This is a genomic window from Stutzerimonas sp. CXK-1 (assembly GCF_057738225.1).
Map to the genome: position 1 here is coordinate 1,643,973 of NZ_CM173217.1, position 16,157 is coordinate 1,660,129.

Sequence of the window (16,157 nt, forward strand, 5' to 3'; positions counted from 1 at the left end):
GTTCCGGTTGTATACAAAGCGCAGTAGTCTATGCCGCCACGTGATTTGCCGAAAGGCACGCCTGCCGGCGATTCATAACGCGACGACAAAGGAGCAGCCCATGCGCATCCTCGCTGACGAAAACATTCCGCTGGTCGACGAGTTTTTTGCCGAGCATGGCGAGATCCGCCGCATGGCTGGTCGTTCGATCAATCGTGCAGCCCTCGAGGGCGTCGAGGTGTTGCTGGTGCGCTCGGTCACGCGCGTCGATCGCGGGCTGCTGGAGGGCAGTGCGGTGCGATTTGTCGGCACCTGTACCATCGGTACCGATCACCTGGATCTCGATTATCTGGACGCGGCCGGAATCGCCTGGGCCAGTGCGCCCGGTTGCAATGCGCGCGGGGTGGTCGATTACGTGCTCGGCAGTCTGCTGGCGCTGGCGGAAACGACCGGCGCCGAGCTGAACGCGCGTCGTTATGGAGTCGTCGGGGCGGGCGAGGTCGGCGGCCGTCTGGTCAAAGTACTGCGCGCGCTGGGATGGGACGTGCTGGTATGCGACCCGCCGCGCCAGGCGCGCGAGGCAGGTGGCTTCGTCGACCTGGAGGAAATCCTCGCCAACTGCGACGTGATCAGCGTGCATACCCCGCTCACCCAACAGGGCGAGCACGCGACCTTCCATCTGCTGGACCAGGCGCGTCTGGCCCGGCTGCGGCCTGGTACCTGGCTGATCAATGCCAGCCGCGGTGCGGTGGTGGACAATCGCGCCTTGTACCAGACCTTGCAGCGTCGAGGCGACCTGCAGGCCGTACTTGATGTCTGGGAGCACGAACCCCAGGTGGACGTGGCGCTGGCGCAGCTCTGTCGCATCGCCACCCCGCACATCGCCGGTTACAGCCTCGATGGCAAACTGCGGGGCACGGCGCAGGTTTATCAGGCGTTCTGCCAGGCGCGCGGCCTGGCGCCGGTTCGTCGATTGCAGTCGCTCATGCCCGAGATGCCGTTGCGCGAAATCGTCTATGCCGCTTCGGCCGATCCGCAGGAGGCGCTGGCCGGCCTTTGCCGGCTGGTCTACGACCCGCGGCGCGATGACGCCGACTTCCGCCGCAGCCTTTGCGGCGACGAGGCCGCTCGAAGCGCGGCCTTTGACCGGTTGCGCAAGGGCTACCCGGTGCGGCGCGAGATCGATGGCCTGCGAGTTCGTGTTCGCGGGCACAACGCTCGGCTCGAGCAGATCGTGACAGCGCTTGGCGCGCAACTGCTCGACGGCGATGCGGCGTGCGACGACGTCAGGGCCTAGCGTCGCTGCGCATGGTTGATGGGACCCGGCTGGATGCAATTTGCGGCCTGCTCCGCTAGCATTACCCGTCCTCCGCTTCAGCCCGCGATGGTGTTATGAGTTATCAGGTTCTTGCCCGTAAATGGCGTCCGCGCTCGTTCCGCGAAATGGTCGGCCAGACGCACGTGCTGCGGGCCCTGATCAATGCGCTGGATAACGGCCGCCTGCATCACGCCTACCTGTTCACCGGGACCCGCGGTGTCGGCAAGACCACCATCGCGCGCATCATCGCCAAGTGTCTGAACTGCGAAACCGGCGTCAGCTCGACGCCCTGCGGCCAGTGCTCGGTCTGCCGCGAGATCGACGAGGGACGTTTCGTCGACCTGATCGAAGTCGATGCGGCGAGCCGGACCAAGGTGGAAGATACGCGCGAACTACTGGACAACGTCCAGTACGCACCCAGCCGCGGGCGCTACAAGGTTTACCTGATCGACGAAGTGCACATGCTTTCGTCGCACTCCTTCAATGCACTGCTGAAGACGCTTGAGGAGCCGCCGCCGCACGTTAAGTTTCTCTTGGCCACGACTGACCCGCAGAAACTGCCAGTCACCATCCTCTCGCGCTGCCTGCAGTTCTCGCTGAAGAACATGCCACCCGAGCGCGTGGTCGAGCACCTGACCCATGTACTGACCGCCGAGCAGGTGCCGTTCGAGCCAGAAGCGCTCTGGCTGCTGGGGCGTGCGGCCGATGGCTCGATGCGCGATGCGATGAGTCTCACCGATCAGGCCATCGCCTTTGGAGAAGGCAAGGTGCTGGCGGCAGACGTGCGCGCGATGCTCGGCACGCTGGATCACGGCCAGGTCTACGGGGTGCTCGAGGCGTTGCTGCAGGGCGACGCGCGCGCCTTGCTCGACGCCGTTCGCAACCTGGCCGAACAGGGGCCGGACTGGAACGGCGTGCTGGCCGAGCTGCTTAACGTCTTGCACCGCGTGGCCATCGCACAGGCGCTGCCGGATGCGGTGGACAACGGGCAGGGCGATCGCGAGCAGGTACTGACGCTGGCGCAAGCGCTGCCGGCCGAGGATGTGCAGTACTACTACCAGATGGGCCTGGTGGGGCGGCGCGACCTGCCCCTGGCGCCCGATCCGCGCAGCGGTTTCGAGATGGTGCTGTTGCGCATGCTGGCGTTTCGTCCGGCCGACGACGAGGACGCACCTCGGGTATCGCTAAAGCCGCTGAGGGTCAGCCAGGCCACGGCTGAACCCGTCGAGACACCGGTGGCCGCGCCGGAGCGCTCGGCAGACATCGTGCCGAGCGCTCCGGCCGAGGTGCCTGCCAGCTCCGAGCCGCGGATGCCGCCCCCAGTCGTCGCCGCTCCCGCCCAGGCCCGGACGGAGCCGACGGCGCCCGCTCCCGCCGAGATGCCTGCGTCTGAATCGGCCGGGCCTTCGCTGCACGCCCACGAGAGTGGCACCGCCAAGCCGGATCTGCCCTGGGACGAGCCCAGCGAGACGCCGGTAGCCGTCAGCGCACCGGCGCTGCAGGCCGGTCTGGCCGAGCCCGAGGCGCTCCCGGCAAGCGTCGTCGTGGCCGAGGATGCCGAAGATGACGAGCCACCGTTTTCGGACGAAGATTATTTCGAGGTCGAGAACCAGGCCGAGGTCTATCTCGATGAGTTTTTGCACGCCGAGCAGGCTGGTGAGCCAGCGGAACCGACCGAGGCCGCGTTGCCTGATGTCGCGCCTGCAACCGGCCTGGCGGCCGAATGGCAGGCGCTTTACCTGAAGCTCGGCCTGTCCGGGCTGACCGGCAGCATCGCCGCCAACTGCACACTGGTTGCGGTCGAGGGCGATCGCTGGGTGATGCATCTCGATCCGGCTCAAAGTGCGCTCTTCAACGCCACCCAGCTGCGCCGGTTCAACGATGCGCTCAACCAGTATCACGGTCGCGAGCTGAAGCTGGTCATCGAAGTCAGGACGCCGGAACAGGAAACGCCTGCGCAGGCCGGTATGCGGCGGCGTCATGAGCGGCAGCGGGCGGCCGAGCGCTCGATCCAGACCGACCCGGTTGTCCAGCAGTTGGTGCAGCACTTCTCAGCGGTTATCCGCGAAGGCACTATCGAACCCGTCGAACAACCTGAAACCCGATCCGCTTGAGGTGAACACATGATGAAAGGTGGCATGGCTGGCCTGATGAAGCAGGCGCAGCAGATGCAGGAACGAATGCAGAAGATGCAGGAGGAGCTGGCCAATGCCGAGGTTACCGGGCAATCCGGGGCAGGCCTGGTCAGCGTCGTCATGAACGGGCGGCACGACGTCAAGCGCGTCAGCCTCGATGACAGCCTGATGCAGGAGGAGAAGGAAATCCTCGAAGACCTGATCGCTGCCGCGGTGAACGATGCCGTGCGCAAGATCGAGCAGAACAGCCAGGAAAAGATGGCCGGCATGACCGCCGGCATGCAGTTGCCGCCTGGCTTCAAAATGCCGTTCTGATCGCTGTACGCGGCGGCAGCCCTGTGCTGCCGCCCGGACTGACTGGCCTCCGAACAAGACCCCGCAGACGATTCCACCATGAGTTTCAGCCCGCTTATCCGACAGCTCATCGACGCCTTGCGCATTTTGCCCGGCGTCGGGCAGAAAACCGCCCAGCGCATGGCGTTGCAGCTGCTCGAGCGCGATCGTAGTGGGGGCAGACGCCTGGCGGAGGTGCTCGCCAGCGCGATGGACAATGTCGGCCATTGCCGCCTGTGCCGCACGCTGAGCGAGGACGACCTGTGCCCCCAGTGCGCCGATCCGCGGCGCGACGATGCACTGCTGTGCGTGGTGCAGAGCCCGGTGGATGTCTTTTCCGTCGAGCAGACCGGCTACCGTGGCCGTTACTTCGTGCTCAAGGGTCACCTTTCACCGCTCGATGGTCTCGGCCCCGAGGCGATCGGCATTCCTGAATTGCTCGCCCGGGTTGCCGACGGGGCGTTCAGCGAGGTGATTCTGGCGACCAATCCCACCGTCGAGGGCGAGGCAACAGCCCACTACATCGCGCAGCTCCTGACCCCGCGAGGGCTGGTCGTCAGCCGGATCGCTCATGGCGTGCCCTTGGGGGGCGAACTCGATCTCGTCGACGGCGGCACCCTGGCTCACGCGCTGGCAGGACGCAAGCCGGTTGCGCTGTAAATCGCCTGCACGCCATACACGTAGATCACCAGGCTTTAACCTTATAGCGCTTTGCTAGTGCCTTCGTTTGCGTGATTCAGGTAAAGTTCTAAGCCAACTCAAGTAAATAGCCATATCGAATAAGGTGCTTCGATCTGGTTATAACCTGCGTCAGTCGAGGAAAGCATGAGAGCAAAGTTCTGGTTGATCCCTGCGCTGGTACTGGCCAGTGCCTTCGCCCACGCCGAGGAAAAGCTCAAGGTCGGCTATATCCGTGTGATGGACGACGCTCAGGCGATGGTGGCGCATGAAGCCGGTCTCTATGCCAAGCATGGGCTCGATGTCGAGCTCGTGGAATTCAGTTCCGGCACCGACCTGATCAAGGCGATTGTTGGCGGGCAGCTCGATACCGGCGTGCTCGGTTTTACCAACGCAGTAGCCTGGGCATCCAAAGGCGCCGATCTGAAGGTGGTCGGTGGTGCTCAGCGCGGCTACCACTCGATTCTCGTGCGCGATGAAACCGGCATCACCGACGTTGCCGGCCTAAAAGGGCGCACGCTGGCTTCCCAGCGCGAGGGGAGCACCGCAGACGCCGTGTTGCGCGGCGTAACCCTCAAGGCGGCCGGGCTGCAAGCGAGCGAAGTCAACATCATGGGCGTCAGCCCGGCTGTGGCGGTGCAGTCGCTGGTGTCGGGTCGTGTTGATGCAGCCTTCCTGTTCGAACCGTACGATCGCATTGCGCAGCTGGTAGCGCCGGTTCGCCAGATCTACGAGATCGGCGAGGTCTGGCCATTTCCCTGCATGGTGGTGATTACCTCGGGCGAGACCTTGGCCAAGCGCAAGGAGGCCATCTGGCAATCGCTCGACGCCCAGCGCGAAGCGATCCAGATGCTCGAGAAGCAGCCGGCGGAGGCCGCCAAGTTGATCGCCAGCTACTTCATCGCCGAGCCGACGCTCAAGACCCGCGAGCGTGGAGAGCTGGCGCGCGAAGTCGTGATCAAGGAGGCGATCGCCACGCAGGACTTCAGTGCCAAGCTCGAAGCGTCTGACCTGGCGCGTATTCAGGAGCTTGCTGACATCCTTCAGGAACAGGGCTCGCTGAAGACGCGCGACGGCAAAGCGTTCGATACGCGCGCCATTCTCGATCTGTCCTGGCAGGAGTCGCGCCAGCTCTGATCGACAGTTCCCGCCGGGTAACTCCGGCGGCATACCGAGCCCGGCAAGCCGGGCTGTTTTTTTTGATATTCGAAGAGTGTTTATGCAGCTCAGGTTTGAAGAGGTAGGCAAGCGCTTCGGCGAGCTGGAGGTCATCAAGGGCTTCAGCGGGGAATTCGCTCAGGGCGAGTTGGTTGCGCTGGTAGGGCCGTCCGGCTGTGGTAAATCCACACTGCTGCACCTGGTGGCCGGCCTGGAGCAGCCGACCGTCGGCAAGGTGCTCGCCGATGGGAAGCCCGTCAGCGGGCCTCATCCCAGCCGCACTCTGGTCTTCCAGGAGCATGCGCTCTATCCGTGGCTCAGCCTGCAGGCGAATGTCGCGATGGCACTCGAGCTGCAGGGTGTATCCCGACGCGAGGCCTTCGCGCAGGCGCTCGCCTGGCTGGAGCGAGTCAACCTGAAGGGCTTCGAAGACTATTACCCGCACCAGGTTTCCGGAGGCATGCGCCAGCGCACGGCACTGGCACGCGCGTTCATTGCCAAGCCGGAGGTGCTGCTGCTGGACGAGCCCTTCGGTGCGCTGGATGCCCTGACCCGAATGGCGCTGCAAGATGTGCTGCGCGAGCTGATCGAAGAGCACCAGCCGACGGTGCTGCTGGTCACGCACGATGTCGATGAGGCGCTCTATCTGGCGGATCATGTGCTGGTCTTTAGCGCACGACCGACACGTGTGCTGCAGACGTTCAACTTTACCCATTGCTATAAGAGTCACGACCTGTCGGAGTTCGCCGCCGAGCGTCGCGAGATCCTGCGTTTGCTCGGTATCAAGACGGAGGTCTCGCACGCATGAGTCAGCAACGTCGTCTTACCGGGCCGAAGAAATACGCTGCCGTGCTGCTCGCGGTAGTGTTCATCCTGCTGATCTGGCAGGCGGCCGCCTGGAGCTTGCCGGACTTTCTCATGCCCGGCATACCCGCGGTGCTCGAGCGGATGCAAAGCGCCCTGCAGGAGCCGGCGTTCCGCGAAGGCCTGCTCGGCAGCATGAGCCGGCTGGGCAGCGGCTACAGTTTCGCACTGCTGTTCGGAATAGGCTTCGGCCTCGTCGGTGGCGTGCTGTTCTTCTTCCGGGAAATCCTGCGTTCGGCCATTGTCATCCTGCAGTCGATTCCCTCCATCGCGTGGGTCCCGCTGTTCCTGATCGTCATGGGCTTTGGCAATCTGCCGATCATCGTCGTCGTGGCGCTTGCTGCGTTTTTCCCCATGGCGCTGTCGGTGATGAACGCCACGGAAAGCGTGCAGCCGGTTCACGTGTCCGCGGCGCGAGTCATGGGGGCCTCGCGCTGGCAGCTGCTGCGTCGGGTCTACCTGCCAGCGGTGATGCCCGAGCTGATCACCGGGGCGCAGCTGGCCTTCGGTAATGCCTGGCGTGCGCTGATTTCGGCGGAGATGCTGATCGGCTTTGGACAGGGATTGGGTCGGGCATTGGCTTACTCGGGTGAGATCGCCGATATGACCGGTGTGATGATGAACATCCTGGTCATTGCGATTCTGGCGACCTTGATCGATCAGGTCGTACTCGAGAAGTTCAAGCAGCGGATGCTGCGCTATCAGTACGTCTAGCTATGACGCACGGCCTGCCGCGCCTGGTATTGTCCGCGCTGCTGCTGAGTGGAGCGGTTGTAGCCGCGGCTGCGCCATCGGCTTTGTCCAGTAGTGCGCACGATAGCCTGGAGACGCGTCTGGTATCGAGCCTGACAGCCGAGCGTGGCCCGCAGGCGTCCGCTCCGGTGTTTGCTAGCGGCGGTGCCGGGCTGGTTTATTACCGGTCGGCGGTGGCTGCGCTGGCTTCCTCGGAGTCCGACTTCGGCTGGCAGGCACTGACCGGGCAGACCTTCTGTATTGCCGAAGGGCATGGCGCGGCACGGCTCATCGAGCAGCGCTTCGCGGCTCATGCCCGCTATTACCCAAGTTCGGCACATGCGCTCATTGGCTTGAAGCTTGGCGAGTGCCAGGTGGTGGTGGAAGACCTCGTACTACTCGAACCGCTGGCGAAACTGCCGGAATGGCGTCGTTACGCGCGTCTGCTGCCCAGGCTGGCCGATGCCGAGCGTGAGCTGATGGTCGAGTCGGCCGAAGCAGGGGAGCGTGACCTGCTCGCCGAATGGGCGCGCAACGGGCGGCTTGACCAGTTCATTCGCGAATCCGTCGACGAGGTGGCGTTTCAGGCTTACGTGCTGGCCGATACCCTGGACTGTCACTGAGTCGCGCTTTCGCTCGCCATGATCTGCGCTAGCGCTCGGCGTAATGCGTCGAGCTTGAAGGGCGCGCGCAAATGGCCATGGAGCCGGCCGTCCGGGCCCACCAGGGCGATGTTTCCGCTGTGACTGACGCTATAGTCTCCGCTGGTCTGGGCGGCTGGCACGAATGGCAGGCCCAGCGCGCGGGACAGGGATTGCAGCTGAGTCAGGTCGCCGGTGAGGCCCTGAAAGCCTGCCCGGTAGTAACTCAGATAGTCTTTCAACTGCGCTGGCGAATCGCGTACTGGATCGGCGGTGACGAGCACAAGCTGAACATTCGCGCGTTGTTCCGGTGGCAGCTCTGCCAGAAGACGACGCATGTCGGCCAGCGTGGTCGGACAGATGTCCGGGCAGGATGTGAAACCGAAAAACAGCAGATGCCAGCGCCCGCGCAGGGCATCGGTGCGCCAGGGTTCGGCGTCCTGGGTCAGCAGCTCGACCGTCGGCAGTGGGCGCGGCTGCGGAAAGAGCAATATGTTCGCTTCATCCAGCAGAGCGGCGCGATCGAGCGCAAGCGCAGATGTGGCAAGGGTGACCAGACCAATCAGCAGGAGGCGTCCAGGGCGAGTGGGCATCGGTCCCCCTGCAGGCCGTCAGCGATCGTCCAGGGCGAACGCGGTCAGCGTAAAGGTGGGGATGCCGATATCCTGGAGCTTTCTCGAACCGCCCAGCTCGGGCAGATCGATGATCGCGGCTGCCTCATGGATGTCGGCGCGCATGCGCCGAACCAGTTGCGCGGCTGCCAGCAGCGTGCCGCCAGTGGCGATCAGATCGTCGAACAGCACCACTGAATCGCCTTCGCACAGGCTGTCGGAATGGATCTCCAGGTGCGCCTGGCCGTACTCGGTCTGATAGGCCTGCGAGAGCACATCGGCCGGCAGCTTGCCCTGCTTGCGGAACAGCACCAGCGGCTTGTTCAGTTCGTAGGCCACGATCGAGCCGACGATGAAACCGCGCGCATCGAGGGCGCCGATGTGGCTGAACTCGGCTTCGACGTAGCGCTGGATAAAACTGTCGGCAACCATGCGCAGTGCCTTGGGCGACTGCAGCAGTGGAGTAATGTCACGAAAAACCACGCCCGGGCTGGGGAAGTCGGCTACCGGACGGATGAGCGTCTTGATGCTGAATTCGTCGAAGATCATCGACTACTCCGGGCGCGCGGAATCGGCTTCGAGATTGCCACCCGCCAATGCGCACAAGCCGATCGGATCGACGATGCGGACTTCCTTGCCTTCGGCCTCGAGCAGGCCGTTCTGCTGGAATCGGGTAAATACGCGCGAAACCGTTTCCACAGCCAGTCCCAGATAGTTACCGATTTCATTACGCGACATCGGCAGGCGGAACTGGTTGGCAGAGAAGCCGCGGGCACTGAAGCGTGCGGACAGGTTGATCAGGAAAGTGGCGATACGTTCGTCGGCGGTTTTCTTGGAGAGCAGCAGCATCATCTGCTGATCGTCGCGGATTTCCCGGCTCATGATCCGCATCAGCTGGCGACGGAGCTGCGGCAGCAACACGCTGAGCTCGTCCAGGCGATCGAACGGGATCTCGCAGACGGAGGTGGTCTCCAGGGCCTGGGCGGTGACCGGATAGGCTTCGGTATCCATGCCCGACAGTCCGACAAGCTCGCTCGGCAGGTGGAAGCCGGTGATCTGCTCCTCGCCGTTGTCGGTCACGCTGAAGGTGCGCAGAGCTCCTGAACGGACAGCGAACACCGAGGCGAAGCTGTCACCCTGGCGAAACAGGGTCTCACCCTTCTTCAACGGGCGCCCGCGCTTGACGATGTCGTCGAGCGCATCCATGTCCTGCATGTTCAGAGAGAGCGGCAGACACAAGCCGGAAAGGCTGCAATCCTTGCAGTGGGCCTGGCGCTGAGCGCGGACCTTGATCGACTCGGGCATTGGAAGTTCCTGGAAGGCCTTCGATTTGCGCGCAAGGTTAACTCAGGATTCGGCAATATCCAAACGGCCCAGTGGTCGCAGGCGCAGCTTTGGCTGCTGGTTTCCGACGAATCAGATCACCCGTGAAAAACGCTGATTGCACTGTTCGGGCAGGTAATGATCGAACAACATGCAGATGGCGCGAATGAGCAGGCGCCCGGCCGGCTGCACCAGCAGGTGTTCGTCTGTCAGTTCGATCAGCCCATCGGCTGCCATCTGCTCGAGCATCGGCCGCGTACTGGCGAAATATGATGCGAAATTCACGCCGTGAAGGCGCTCGAGGTCGGCGAAGCCGAGTTCGAAGTCGCAAATCAGCTTCTGGATGACAAAGCGCCGGATGCGATCGTCCTCGTTGCAGCGCAGGCCTCGAGCGGTGGGCAGCTGACCGCGATCGATCGCCTGCTGATACGCGCCGATGTCGCTCACGTTCTGGCTGTAGAGGTCGCCCAGCTGGCTGATGGACGAGACGCCAAGGCCGATCAGATCGCAGTGGCCGTGCGTGGTATAGCCCTGGAAGTTTCGCTGCAGCTTGCCGTCTTCCTGCGCCATGGCCAGATCGTCGTCCGGCAGTGCGAAGTGGTCCATGCCGATGTAGCGATAGCCGGCATCGGTGAGTTGCTCGATGCTGCGTTGCAGCATGACCAGTTTGTCGGCCGGCGAGGGAAGTTGCTCGGCATCGATGCGCCGTTGCGGCATGAAGCGTTCCGGCAGGTGGGCATAGTTGAACAGGGACAGGCGGTCGGGCTGCAGCGCGATGATCGCCTCGACGGTGCGCGCAAAGCCGTCGGGGCGCTGCAACGGAAGACCGTAGATGAGGTCGACGTTGACCGACCGATATTGCAGGGTTCGGGCAGCATCGATGATCGTCGTGGTCTGCTCCAGGCTCTGCATGCGATTGACCGCGCGTTGGACTTCGGGATCGAGATCCTGCACGCCGATGCTGATTCGATTGAAGCCGAGCTCACGCAGCAGCCCCATGGTCGACCAGTCGGCCTCACGGGGGTCGATCTCGATGCTGAAGTCGCCGTGGTCGTCGTCCTGCAGATGGAAATGGCGGCGTAGGCAAGCCATCAGACGGCGCAGCTCGTCATGACTGAAGAACGTCGGCGTGCCGCCGCCCAGGTGCAGCTGCTCGACGACCTGGTCAGCGCCGAGGTGACAGGCGACCAGCTCTATTTCCTTTTCCAGCCTCTCCAGGTATGGCAGGGCTCGGCCGTGGTCCTTGGTGATGACCTTGTTGCAGGCACAGTAGTAGCAGACGTTCGCGCAGAACGGGATGTGTATGTAAAGCGACAGTGGTCGTTTGGCGTTGCGGCTGCTGCGCAGGGCGTGGAGAAGGTCGAACGAGCCGACCTTGCTGTTGAACTGGACGGCCGTCGGGTAGGACGTGTAACGCGGGCCGGCCTGATCGTAGCGACGGACCAGATCGGTGTCCCAGCGGATGGAGTCAAGCATTGGCTTCCCCGGTATGACGGCGGTGGGCGGATTCTAGGCAGCGGGCCTCAGGGCGGACTTGACCTGTATCAACCAAGGCCTGACCGTGCCGGATGCGTGACGATGAGTGGTCGAGGTAGCGAATTCGGCGGGCCGTCGTGGTCAGATGCGTGTCTGTCGTATTCTGTTGGCAATGCACTGTGCCCAAGGGCTAGAGGAGGAAATCGATGCACAATCGCCAGGCGGAAATTGCCGCTGCACTCAAGGTACGGCCAGCGTTCGACGGTCCGGAAGCGATCGATGCGGAGATCGAGCGACGTGTGCGCTTCATCCAAGATTGTCTGCGTCAGTCCGGTATGAAAACCCTGGTACTGGGGATCAGTGGTGGTGTCGACTCCACGACCGCAGGCCTGCTGGCCCAGCGTGCGGTGGAGGGCATGCGGGCGGCCGGGGAGGGCGACGACTATCGCTTCATCGCTGTCCGCCTGCCGTACCAGGTTCAGCACGACGAGGACGAGGCGCAGCTTGCCGTCGACACCATTGCACCGGACGAATGCCATACGGTGAACATGGGGCCCGCCGTCCAGGCGCTGGCCGAGGCCACCGAGGCACTCGGCGCGCTGTCTCCGGCGAGCCGGGACTTCGTGCTAGGCAATACCAAGGCCCGCATGCGCATGGTGGCGCAGTACACCATCGCCAATGCGCGAAAGGGGCTGGTCATCGGTACGGATCACGCAGCCGAGGCCGTAATGGGCTTCTTTACCAAGTTCGGCGATGGCGCCTGTGACCTCACGCCGCTGGCCGGCCTGGTGAAGGGACAGGTTCGCCAGCTTGCCGCCGCCCTCGGCGCACCTGATCAACTGGTGAAAAAGGTGCCGACCGCAGACCTGGAGGAGCTCACGCCCGGCAAACCGGACGAAGACGCTCACGGCGTTGCCTACCGGGATATCGATGCGTTCCTGCAGGGCGGGCATGTGTCGGAGGAAGCGGCGCGCACGATCATTGATACCTACGACAAGACCGCACACAAGCGGGCTTTGCCGAAGGAGCCTTGAGGCAGCTCAGTGCCCCTGGTGGGACGCGGCAGCACTGCCGTGCCCCATCAGCCACTGTTGATGCGGCCCCGGCAGTGTCCAGAGACCGAACAGGATCACCAGGATGCCGCCAGCGAGGCGCACCTGTCTTTTGCGCAACAGGGCCGTCAGCCGCTCGGCGGCCAGTCCGGTGGCCAGCAATACCGGCCAAGTACCGAGGCCGAAGGCCAGCATCAGCAAACCGCTCTGCCAGGCATCACCCTGGCTGGCCGACCAGAGCAAGGTGCTATAGACGAGGCCGCAGGGTAACCAGCCCCAGAGTGCGCCAAGCAGCAAGGCGCGAGGCACGCTGCTGACCGGCATCAGTCGGCTCGCGGCCGGCTGAATGTGCCGCCAGAGCCCTCGTCCGAGCGCCTCGATGCGGGTCAGCCCGCTCCACCAGCCGGCCAGATAAAGGCCCATCGCGATCAGCAGCAAGGCGGCGATCACGCGCATCGCCGTGGCTGCCGGTCCGCTGGCGATGGCCCAGCCGGCCAGTCCGATCAGGATTCCCGCGCAGGCGTAGCTGAGAATGCGGCCCAGGTTGTAGGCGATGAGCAGGCGCAGGCGCCTACCCCTTTGCGCTGGCGGAATCGCCATGGTCAGCGCGCCCATGAGCCCGCCGCACATGCCAAGGCAATGCCCACCGCCCAGCAGGCCGAGGACGAACGCGGAGACGAGTAGTGGCAAGAGTTCAATCATCGCTACGGCGATCCGCGTCCTTGACGTCCTTCTGGGCGGGCTGTTGATCCGGTTTCGTTTCGTCGTCGTCGAAGAGGATGCTGTGGGCGGGGCTGTCGAGGTCGTCGAATTGCCCACTGTCCACCGCCCAGAAGAACACCCAGATGGCTAGCGCAACCAGTACAACGGCGACCGGAATGAGTACGTACAGAGCGGCCATGTCATCTCCGTGGTAGGTGCCGCCGACATTTGCCGGCAGGATTAGTGGCGCGTCAGCCGCAACGCGTTGAGCACCACGAGCAGCGAGCTGGCCGACATGCCCAGCGCAGCCCAGAGCGGGGTTACCCAGCCCACTGCGGCGAACGGCAGGATCAGGCCATTGTACAGGGAGGCCCAGGCAAGGTTTTCAATGATGATGCGGCGGCTGCGCCTGGCGACCTGAAATGCACTGACCAGGCTCTGCAACCGATTGGACAGCAGCACCGCGTCCGCGCTGGTCTTGGCCAGGTCCGTTGCGCTGCCCATGGCGATGCTGATGTCGGCGGCGGCCAGTACCGGCACGTCGTTGACTCCGTCGCCAAGCATCAACACGCGGGCACCGGCAGCCTGCATGGCTTGCAGCCGTACCAGCTTATCTGCCGGGGTCAGACCGCCTCGCGCCTCGTCGATACCCAGCTCCTCGGCTATCCGGCCCACCATTGGCGAACTGTCTCCGGAAAGCAGCAGGGTCTTCCAGCCGCGTTTGCGACAGGCGGAGAGCAGAGCGAGCGCATCGTCGCGCAGGCGATCGTCCAGTACGAACCAGGCGAGCGGCCCCGTGGTGTCCGCCAGCAGCAGCCATTGCCCCTGGTCGCCCGGAATCGGCGGGGCTTCCCCGGCGTACAGCGCCGCGACGAAGGATGCCTGGCCAATACGCAGCTGGCGACCGCCGACACGGCCTTCCAGGCCGAGCCCTGGCACGCTGTCGACGCTATCGGCAGGTTGCGGCGCGCGACCGAAGGCGCGGGCAATGGGATGCTCCGAGCGATTTTCCAGCGCCGCTGCCAACGCCAGGCAGCGGTCGGCATCCTCGCTGTCGAGGGGATGCACGGCGGTCAGGGTAAGGCGTCCCTGGGTCAGCGTGCCGGTCTTGTCGAAAACCACGGTATCGATGTGGTTCAGGCCTTCGAGCACGTGCCCGCGGGTCAAGAGCAATCCGAGCTTGTGCAAGGTTCCGGTGGCGGTGGTCAGGGCAGTCGGCGTCGCCAGTGACAGGGCACAGGGGCAGGTAGCGACCAGCAGTGCCAGCACGATCCAGAAAGCCCTTTGCGGGTCGATGTACCACCAGACCAGCCCGACCACCGCCGCTGCGAGCAGCACGATAACCAGGAACCACTGCGATACGCGGTCGGCGATCTCGGCAAGCTTCGGTTTGTCCGACTGGGCGCGCTCGAGCAGCCGGACGATGGCCGAGAGCCGGGTGTCGTCGCCAAGCGCGTCGACTGCCACGGTCAGCGGGCCCTCGACATTGAGCGTTCCGGCGGTGACCGCGTCGCCGGGCGCTCTTGGCAGCGGCAGGTACTCGCCGGTCAGTACCGATTCGTCGACGCTCGATTGCCCGCTAAGGATGCGCCCGTCGGCGGGAATCAGGCCGCCGGGTTGCACGAGCACCCGATCACCGAGCTTCAGTTCGCTCAGCAGGACCCGTTCCGACTGACCCGCGGCGTCCAGGCGCAGGCATGACGCCGGTAGCAGATTTACCAGCTGTGCGGTGGCTGCTGCAGTCCGCTCGCGCGCACGGCGCTCCAGATAGCGCCCGGCAAGCAGAAACAGCGCGAACATGCCGACCGCATCGAAATACAGCTCGCCATGGCCGGTGATGGTCGACCAGATACCGGCCAGGTACGCGCCGGCGATGGCCAGCGAAACCGAGACATCCATGGTCAGATGACGGGTGCGCAGATCGCGCAGTGCACCCTTGAAGAAGTCGGTGCAGCAATAGAAGACGATGGGCGTGGTCAACAGCAGCGCTGTCCAACGCAAGATGCTGTCCATGCCCGCAGACAGGTCGATATTGAACTCTGGCCAGGTGGCCATGGTGGCCATCATCACCTGCATCCATAACAGGCCGGCCACGCCCAACTGTCTCAGCGAGCGCCGGTTTTCGCTGGCCAATCGCTCCGCTGCCTGGTCGGCCTGGTAGGGGTGGGCGGCGTAGCCAATCCGGCGCAGCTCCGCGAGCAGCTCGCTCAGGGGAAGCGCTGTATCGCTCCAGCGAACCTGGAGGCGGTGGTTCGACAGGTTGAGGCTCGCTTCGGCGACACCGGCCAGGTTGCGTACATGCCGTTCGATCAGCCAGCCGCAGGCTGCACAGCTTATGCCCTCGATCATCAGCGATGTGCTGGCCAGATCGCCCTCGTGGCGGACGAATGGCTGCTGCACGTCAGCCCGATCGTAGAGTGCGAGTTCTTCGCCGAGTACCTTGGGCAAGGCTTCGGGATTGATCGCCGCGTCGCTGCGGTGCTGGTAGTAGCTTTCCAGGCCACCCTTGACGATGGCCTCAGCCACCGCCTGGCAGCCCGGACAGCACAGCTGGCGCACTTCGCCGAGCACTCTGGCATGGAAGTGCGAGCCTGCCGGTACCGGCAGGCCGCAGTGGTAGCAGGGAGCAGGGGTTGCCATCAGTGGCTTGGCTTCAGTTCCAGCATCCTGCCGGCTTCAACCTGCTTCTCGTCGAACAGACGCCAGTCCTGCTCGCCCTCGCGCCCGATCAGCTCGACGAAGCGCCGGCCGGCGATCGCCTCGGGAAGCTGACCCTGGTAGAAGCCGTCGCCTTGCGGCTGAAGAATGATTCGACGGTCACGCTCCGGCTGCGTCGGCGAGATGATGTTGAGCACCAGTTGCTGCGGACGACTGTCACCGCTCAGTTGCAGCTCGGCCAGGCCGCGCTCCTCGTTGAGCGTCAGTTGCGCGCGCAGGTTCAGCTGCTCGGCGAGCTTCTCGCGTTCCAGCGATTGGTTGATGCCCTTGCCGACGTCGTAGTAATTGTCCGCGACCAGGGTATCGGCATTGCGGATGGCGATGGTGAGCATCGAGACACCGAGCACCACCGCAATCAGCAGGATGGTGATGACGAACCAGGCCCAGAACTGGGTGTACCAACGTGTCTGTTCGTTATTGCTTTGCATGTATTACCT

General features: G+C 64.0%; 17 protein-coding genes. 9 read left to right on the forward strand and 8 right to left on the reverse strand.

The window, feature by feature from the left end:
- The first annotated feature begins 100 nt into the window (after positions 1-100).
- The 8 genes from pdxB (at position 101) to AC0KXH_RS07865 (ending at position 7,820) form a co-directional block, all read left to right on the forward strand.
- On the forward strand, positions 101-1,276 hold the full coding sequence (gene pdxB, locus AC0KXH_RS07830) for a 4-phosphoerythronate dehydrogenase PdxB (protein ID WP_488224446.1): 1,176 nt from the start codon (positions 101-103) through the stop codon (positions 1,274-1,276).
- Positions 1,277-1,371: 95 nt separating this feature from the next.
- Positions 1,372-3,411 carry a DNA polymerase III subunit gamma/tau gene (dnaX, locus tag AC0KXH_RS07835; RefSeq protein WP_313278860.1) on the forward strand — a complete coding sequence of 680 codons (2,040 nt, stop codon included), beginning with the start codon at positions 1,372-1,374 and terminating at the stop codon, positions 3,409-3,411.
- A gap of 9 nt (positions 3,412-3,420) precedes the next feature.
- The gene (locus AC0KXH_RS07840) at positions 3,421-3,747 is read left to right on the forward strand and encodes a YbaB/EbfC family nucleoid-associated protein (RefSeq protein WP_041105256.1); all 327 of its coding nucleotides are present in this window, start codon (positions 3,421-3,423) and stop codon (positions 3,745-3,747) included.
- 78 nt (positions 3,748-3,825) lie between these two features.
- Positions 3,826-4,425, forward strand: coding sequence for a recombination mediator RecR (gene recR, locus AC0KXH_RS07845; RefSeq protein WP_488224447.1), 600 nt, complete (start codon positions 3,826-3,828; stop codon positions 4,423-4,425).
- A gap of 165 nt (positions 4,426-4,590) precedes the next feature.
- Complete coding sequence (locus AC0KXH_RS07850) at positions 4,591-5,580, forward strand: ABC transporter substrate-binding protein (protein ID WP_043219661.1); 990 nt, start codon at positions 4,591-4,593, stop codon at positions 5,578-5,580.
- A gap of 82 nt (positions 5,581-5,662) precedes the next feature.
- Positions 5,663-6,409, forward strand: coding sequence for an ABC transporter ATP-binding protein (locus tag AC0KXH_RS07855; RefSeq protein ID WP_488224448.1), 747 nt, complete (start codon positions 5,663-5,665; stop codon positions 6,407-6,409).
- Complete coding sequence (locus AC0KXH_RS07860) at positions 6,406-7,179, forward strand: ABC transporter permease (RefSeq protein ID WP_041105261.1); 774 nt, start codon at positions 6,406-6,408, stop codon at positions 7,177-7,179. Before AC0KXH_RS07855 ends, AC0KXH_RS07860 begins: the two co-directional genes overlap by 4 nt.
- Positions 7,180-7,181: 2 nt before the next feature.
- Positions 7,182-7,820, forward strand: a complete 639-nt coding sequence (locus AC0KXH_RS07865; RefSeq protein WP_061341312.1) for a hypothetical protein — start codon at positions 7,182-7,184, stop codon at positions 7,818-7,820.
- Here AC0KXH_RS07865 and AC0KXH_RS07870 read toward each other — a convergent pair.
- From AC0KXH_RS07870 to hemN, 4 genes are all read right to left on the reverse strand, one after another.
- On the reverse strand, positions 7,814-8,431 hold the full coding sequence (locus tag AC0KXH_RS07870; RefSeq protein ID WP_488224449.1) for an SCO family protein: 618 nt from the start codon (positions 8,429-8,431) through the stop codon (positions 7,814-7,816). The two genes, AC0KXH_RS07865 and AC0KXH_RS07870, sit on opposite strands and share 7 nt — an antisense overlap.
- 18 nt (positions 8,432-8,449) lie before the next feature.
- The gene (locus AC0KXH_RS07875; RefSeq protein WP_043219666.1) at positions 8,450-8,998 is read right to left on the reverse strand and encodes an adenine phosphoribosyltransferase; all 549 of its coding nucleotides are present in this window, start codon (positions 8,996-8,998) and stop codon (positions 8,450-8,452) included.
- Positions 8,999-9,001: 3 nt separating this feature from the next.
- Entirely contained in the window at positions 9,002-9,754 is a 753-nt protein-coding gene (gene fnr / locus AC0KXH_RS07880) for a fumarate/nitrate reduction transcriptional regulator Fnr (RefSeq protein WP_165563600.1), read from the reverse strand.
- A gap of 111 nt (positions 9,755-9,865) precedes the next feature.
- Positions 9,866-11,248: an oxygen-independent coproporphyrinogen III oxidase gene (gene hemN / locus AC0KXH_RS07885; protein WP_312200864.1), complete on the reverse strand. Its 1,383-nt coding sequence runs from the start codon at positions 11,246-11,248 to the stop codon at positions 9,866-9,868.
- A gap of 206 nt (positions 11,249-11,454) precedes the next feature.
- On the opposite strand from hemN, the gene nadE reads away from it, so the two are divergent.
- Positions 11,455-12,282, forward strand: a complete 828-nt coding sequence (gene nadE / locus AC0KXH_RS07890; protein ID WP_488224450.1) for an NAD(+) synthase — start codon at positions 11,455-11,457, stop codon at positions 12,280-12,282.
- Between the two features lie 6 nt (positions 12,283-12,288).
- On the opposite strand, the gene AC0KXH_RS07895 is transcribed toward nadE, so the two are convergent.
- The 4 genes from AC0KXH_RS07895 to AC0KXH_RS07910 are packed head-to-tail and all read right to left on the reverse strand — an operon-like array spanning position 12,289 to position 16,148.
- A complete protein-coding gene (locus AC0KXH_RS07895; RefSeq protein ID WP_437270626.1) occupies positions 12,289-13,002 on the reverse strand; it encodes a sulfite exporter TauE/SafE family protein in 714 nt (237 codons plus the stop codon).
- Positions 12,995-13,201: a cbb3-type cytochrome oxidase assembly protein CcoS gene (ccoS, locus tag AC0KXH_RS07900; protein ID WP_061339361.1), complete on the reverse strand. Its 207-nt coding sequence runs from the start codon at positions 13,199-13,201 to the stop codon at positions 12,995-12,997. Before ccoS ends, AC0KXH_RS07895 begins: the two co-directional genes overlap by 8 nt.
- Positions 13,202-13,242: 41 nt before the next feature.
- Positions 13,243-15,642: a heavy metal translocating P-type ATPase gene (locus AC0KXH_RS07905; RefSeq protein WP_488224451.1), complete on the reverse strand. Its 2,400-nt coding sequence runs from the start codon at positions 15,640-15,642 to the stop codon at positions 13,243-13,245.
- Positions 15,642-16,148 (reverse strand): FixH family protein, encoded by a 507-nt coding sequence (locus AC0KXH_RS07910; RefSeq protein ID WP_395764676.1) that lies wholly within the window; start codon positions 16,146-16,148, stop codon positions 15,642-15,644. Before AC0KXH_RS07910 ends, AC0KXH_RS07905 begins: the two co-directional genes overlap by 1 nt.
- Between the last annotated feature and the right edge of the window lie 9 nt (positions 16,149-16,157).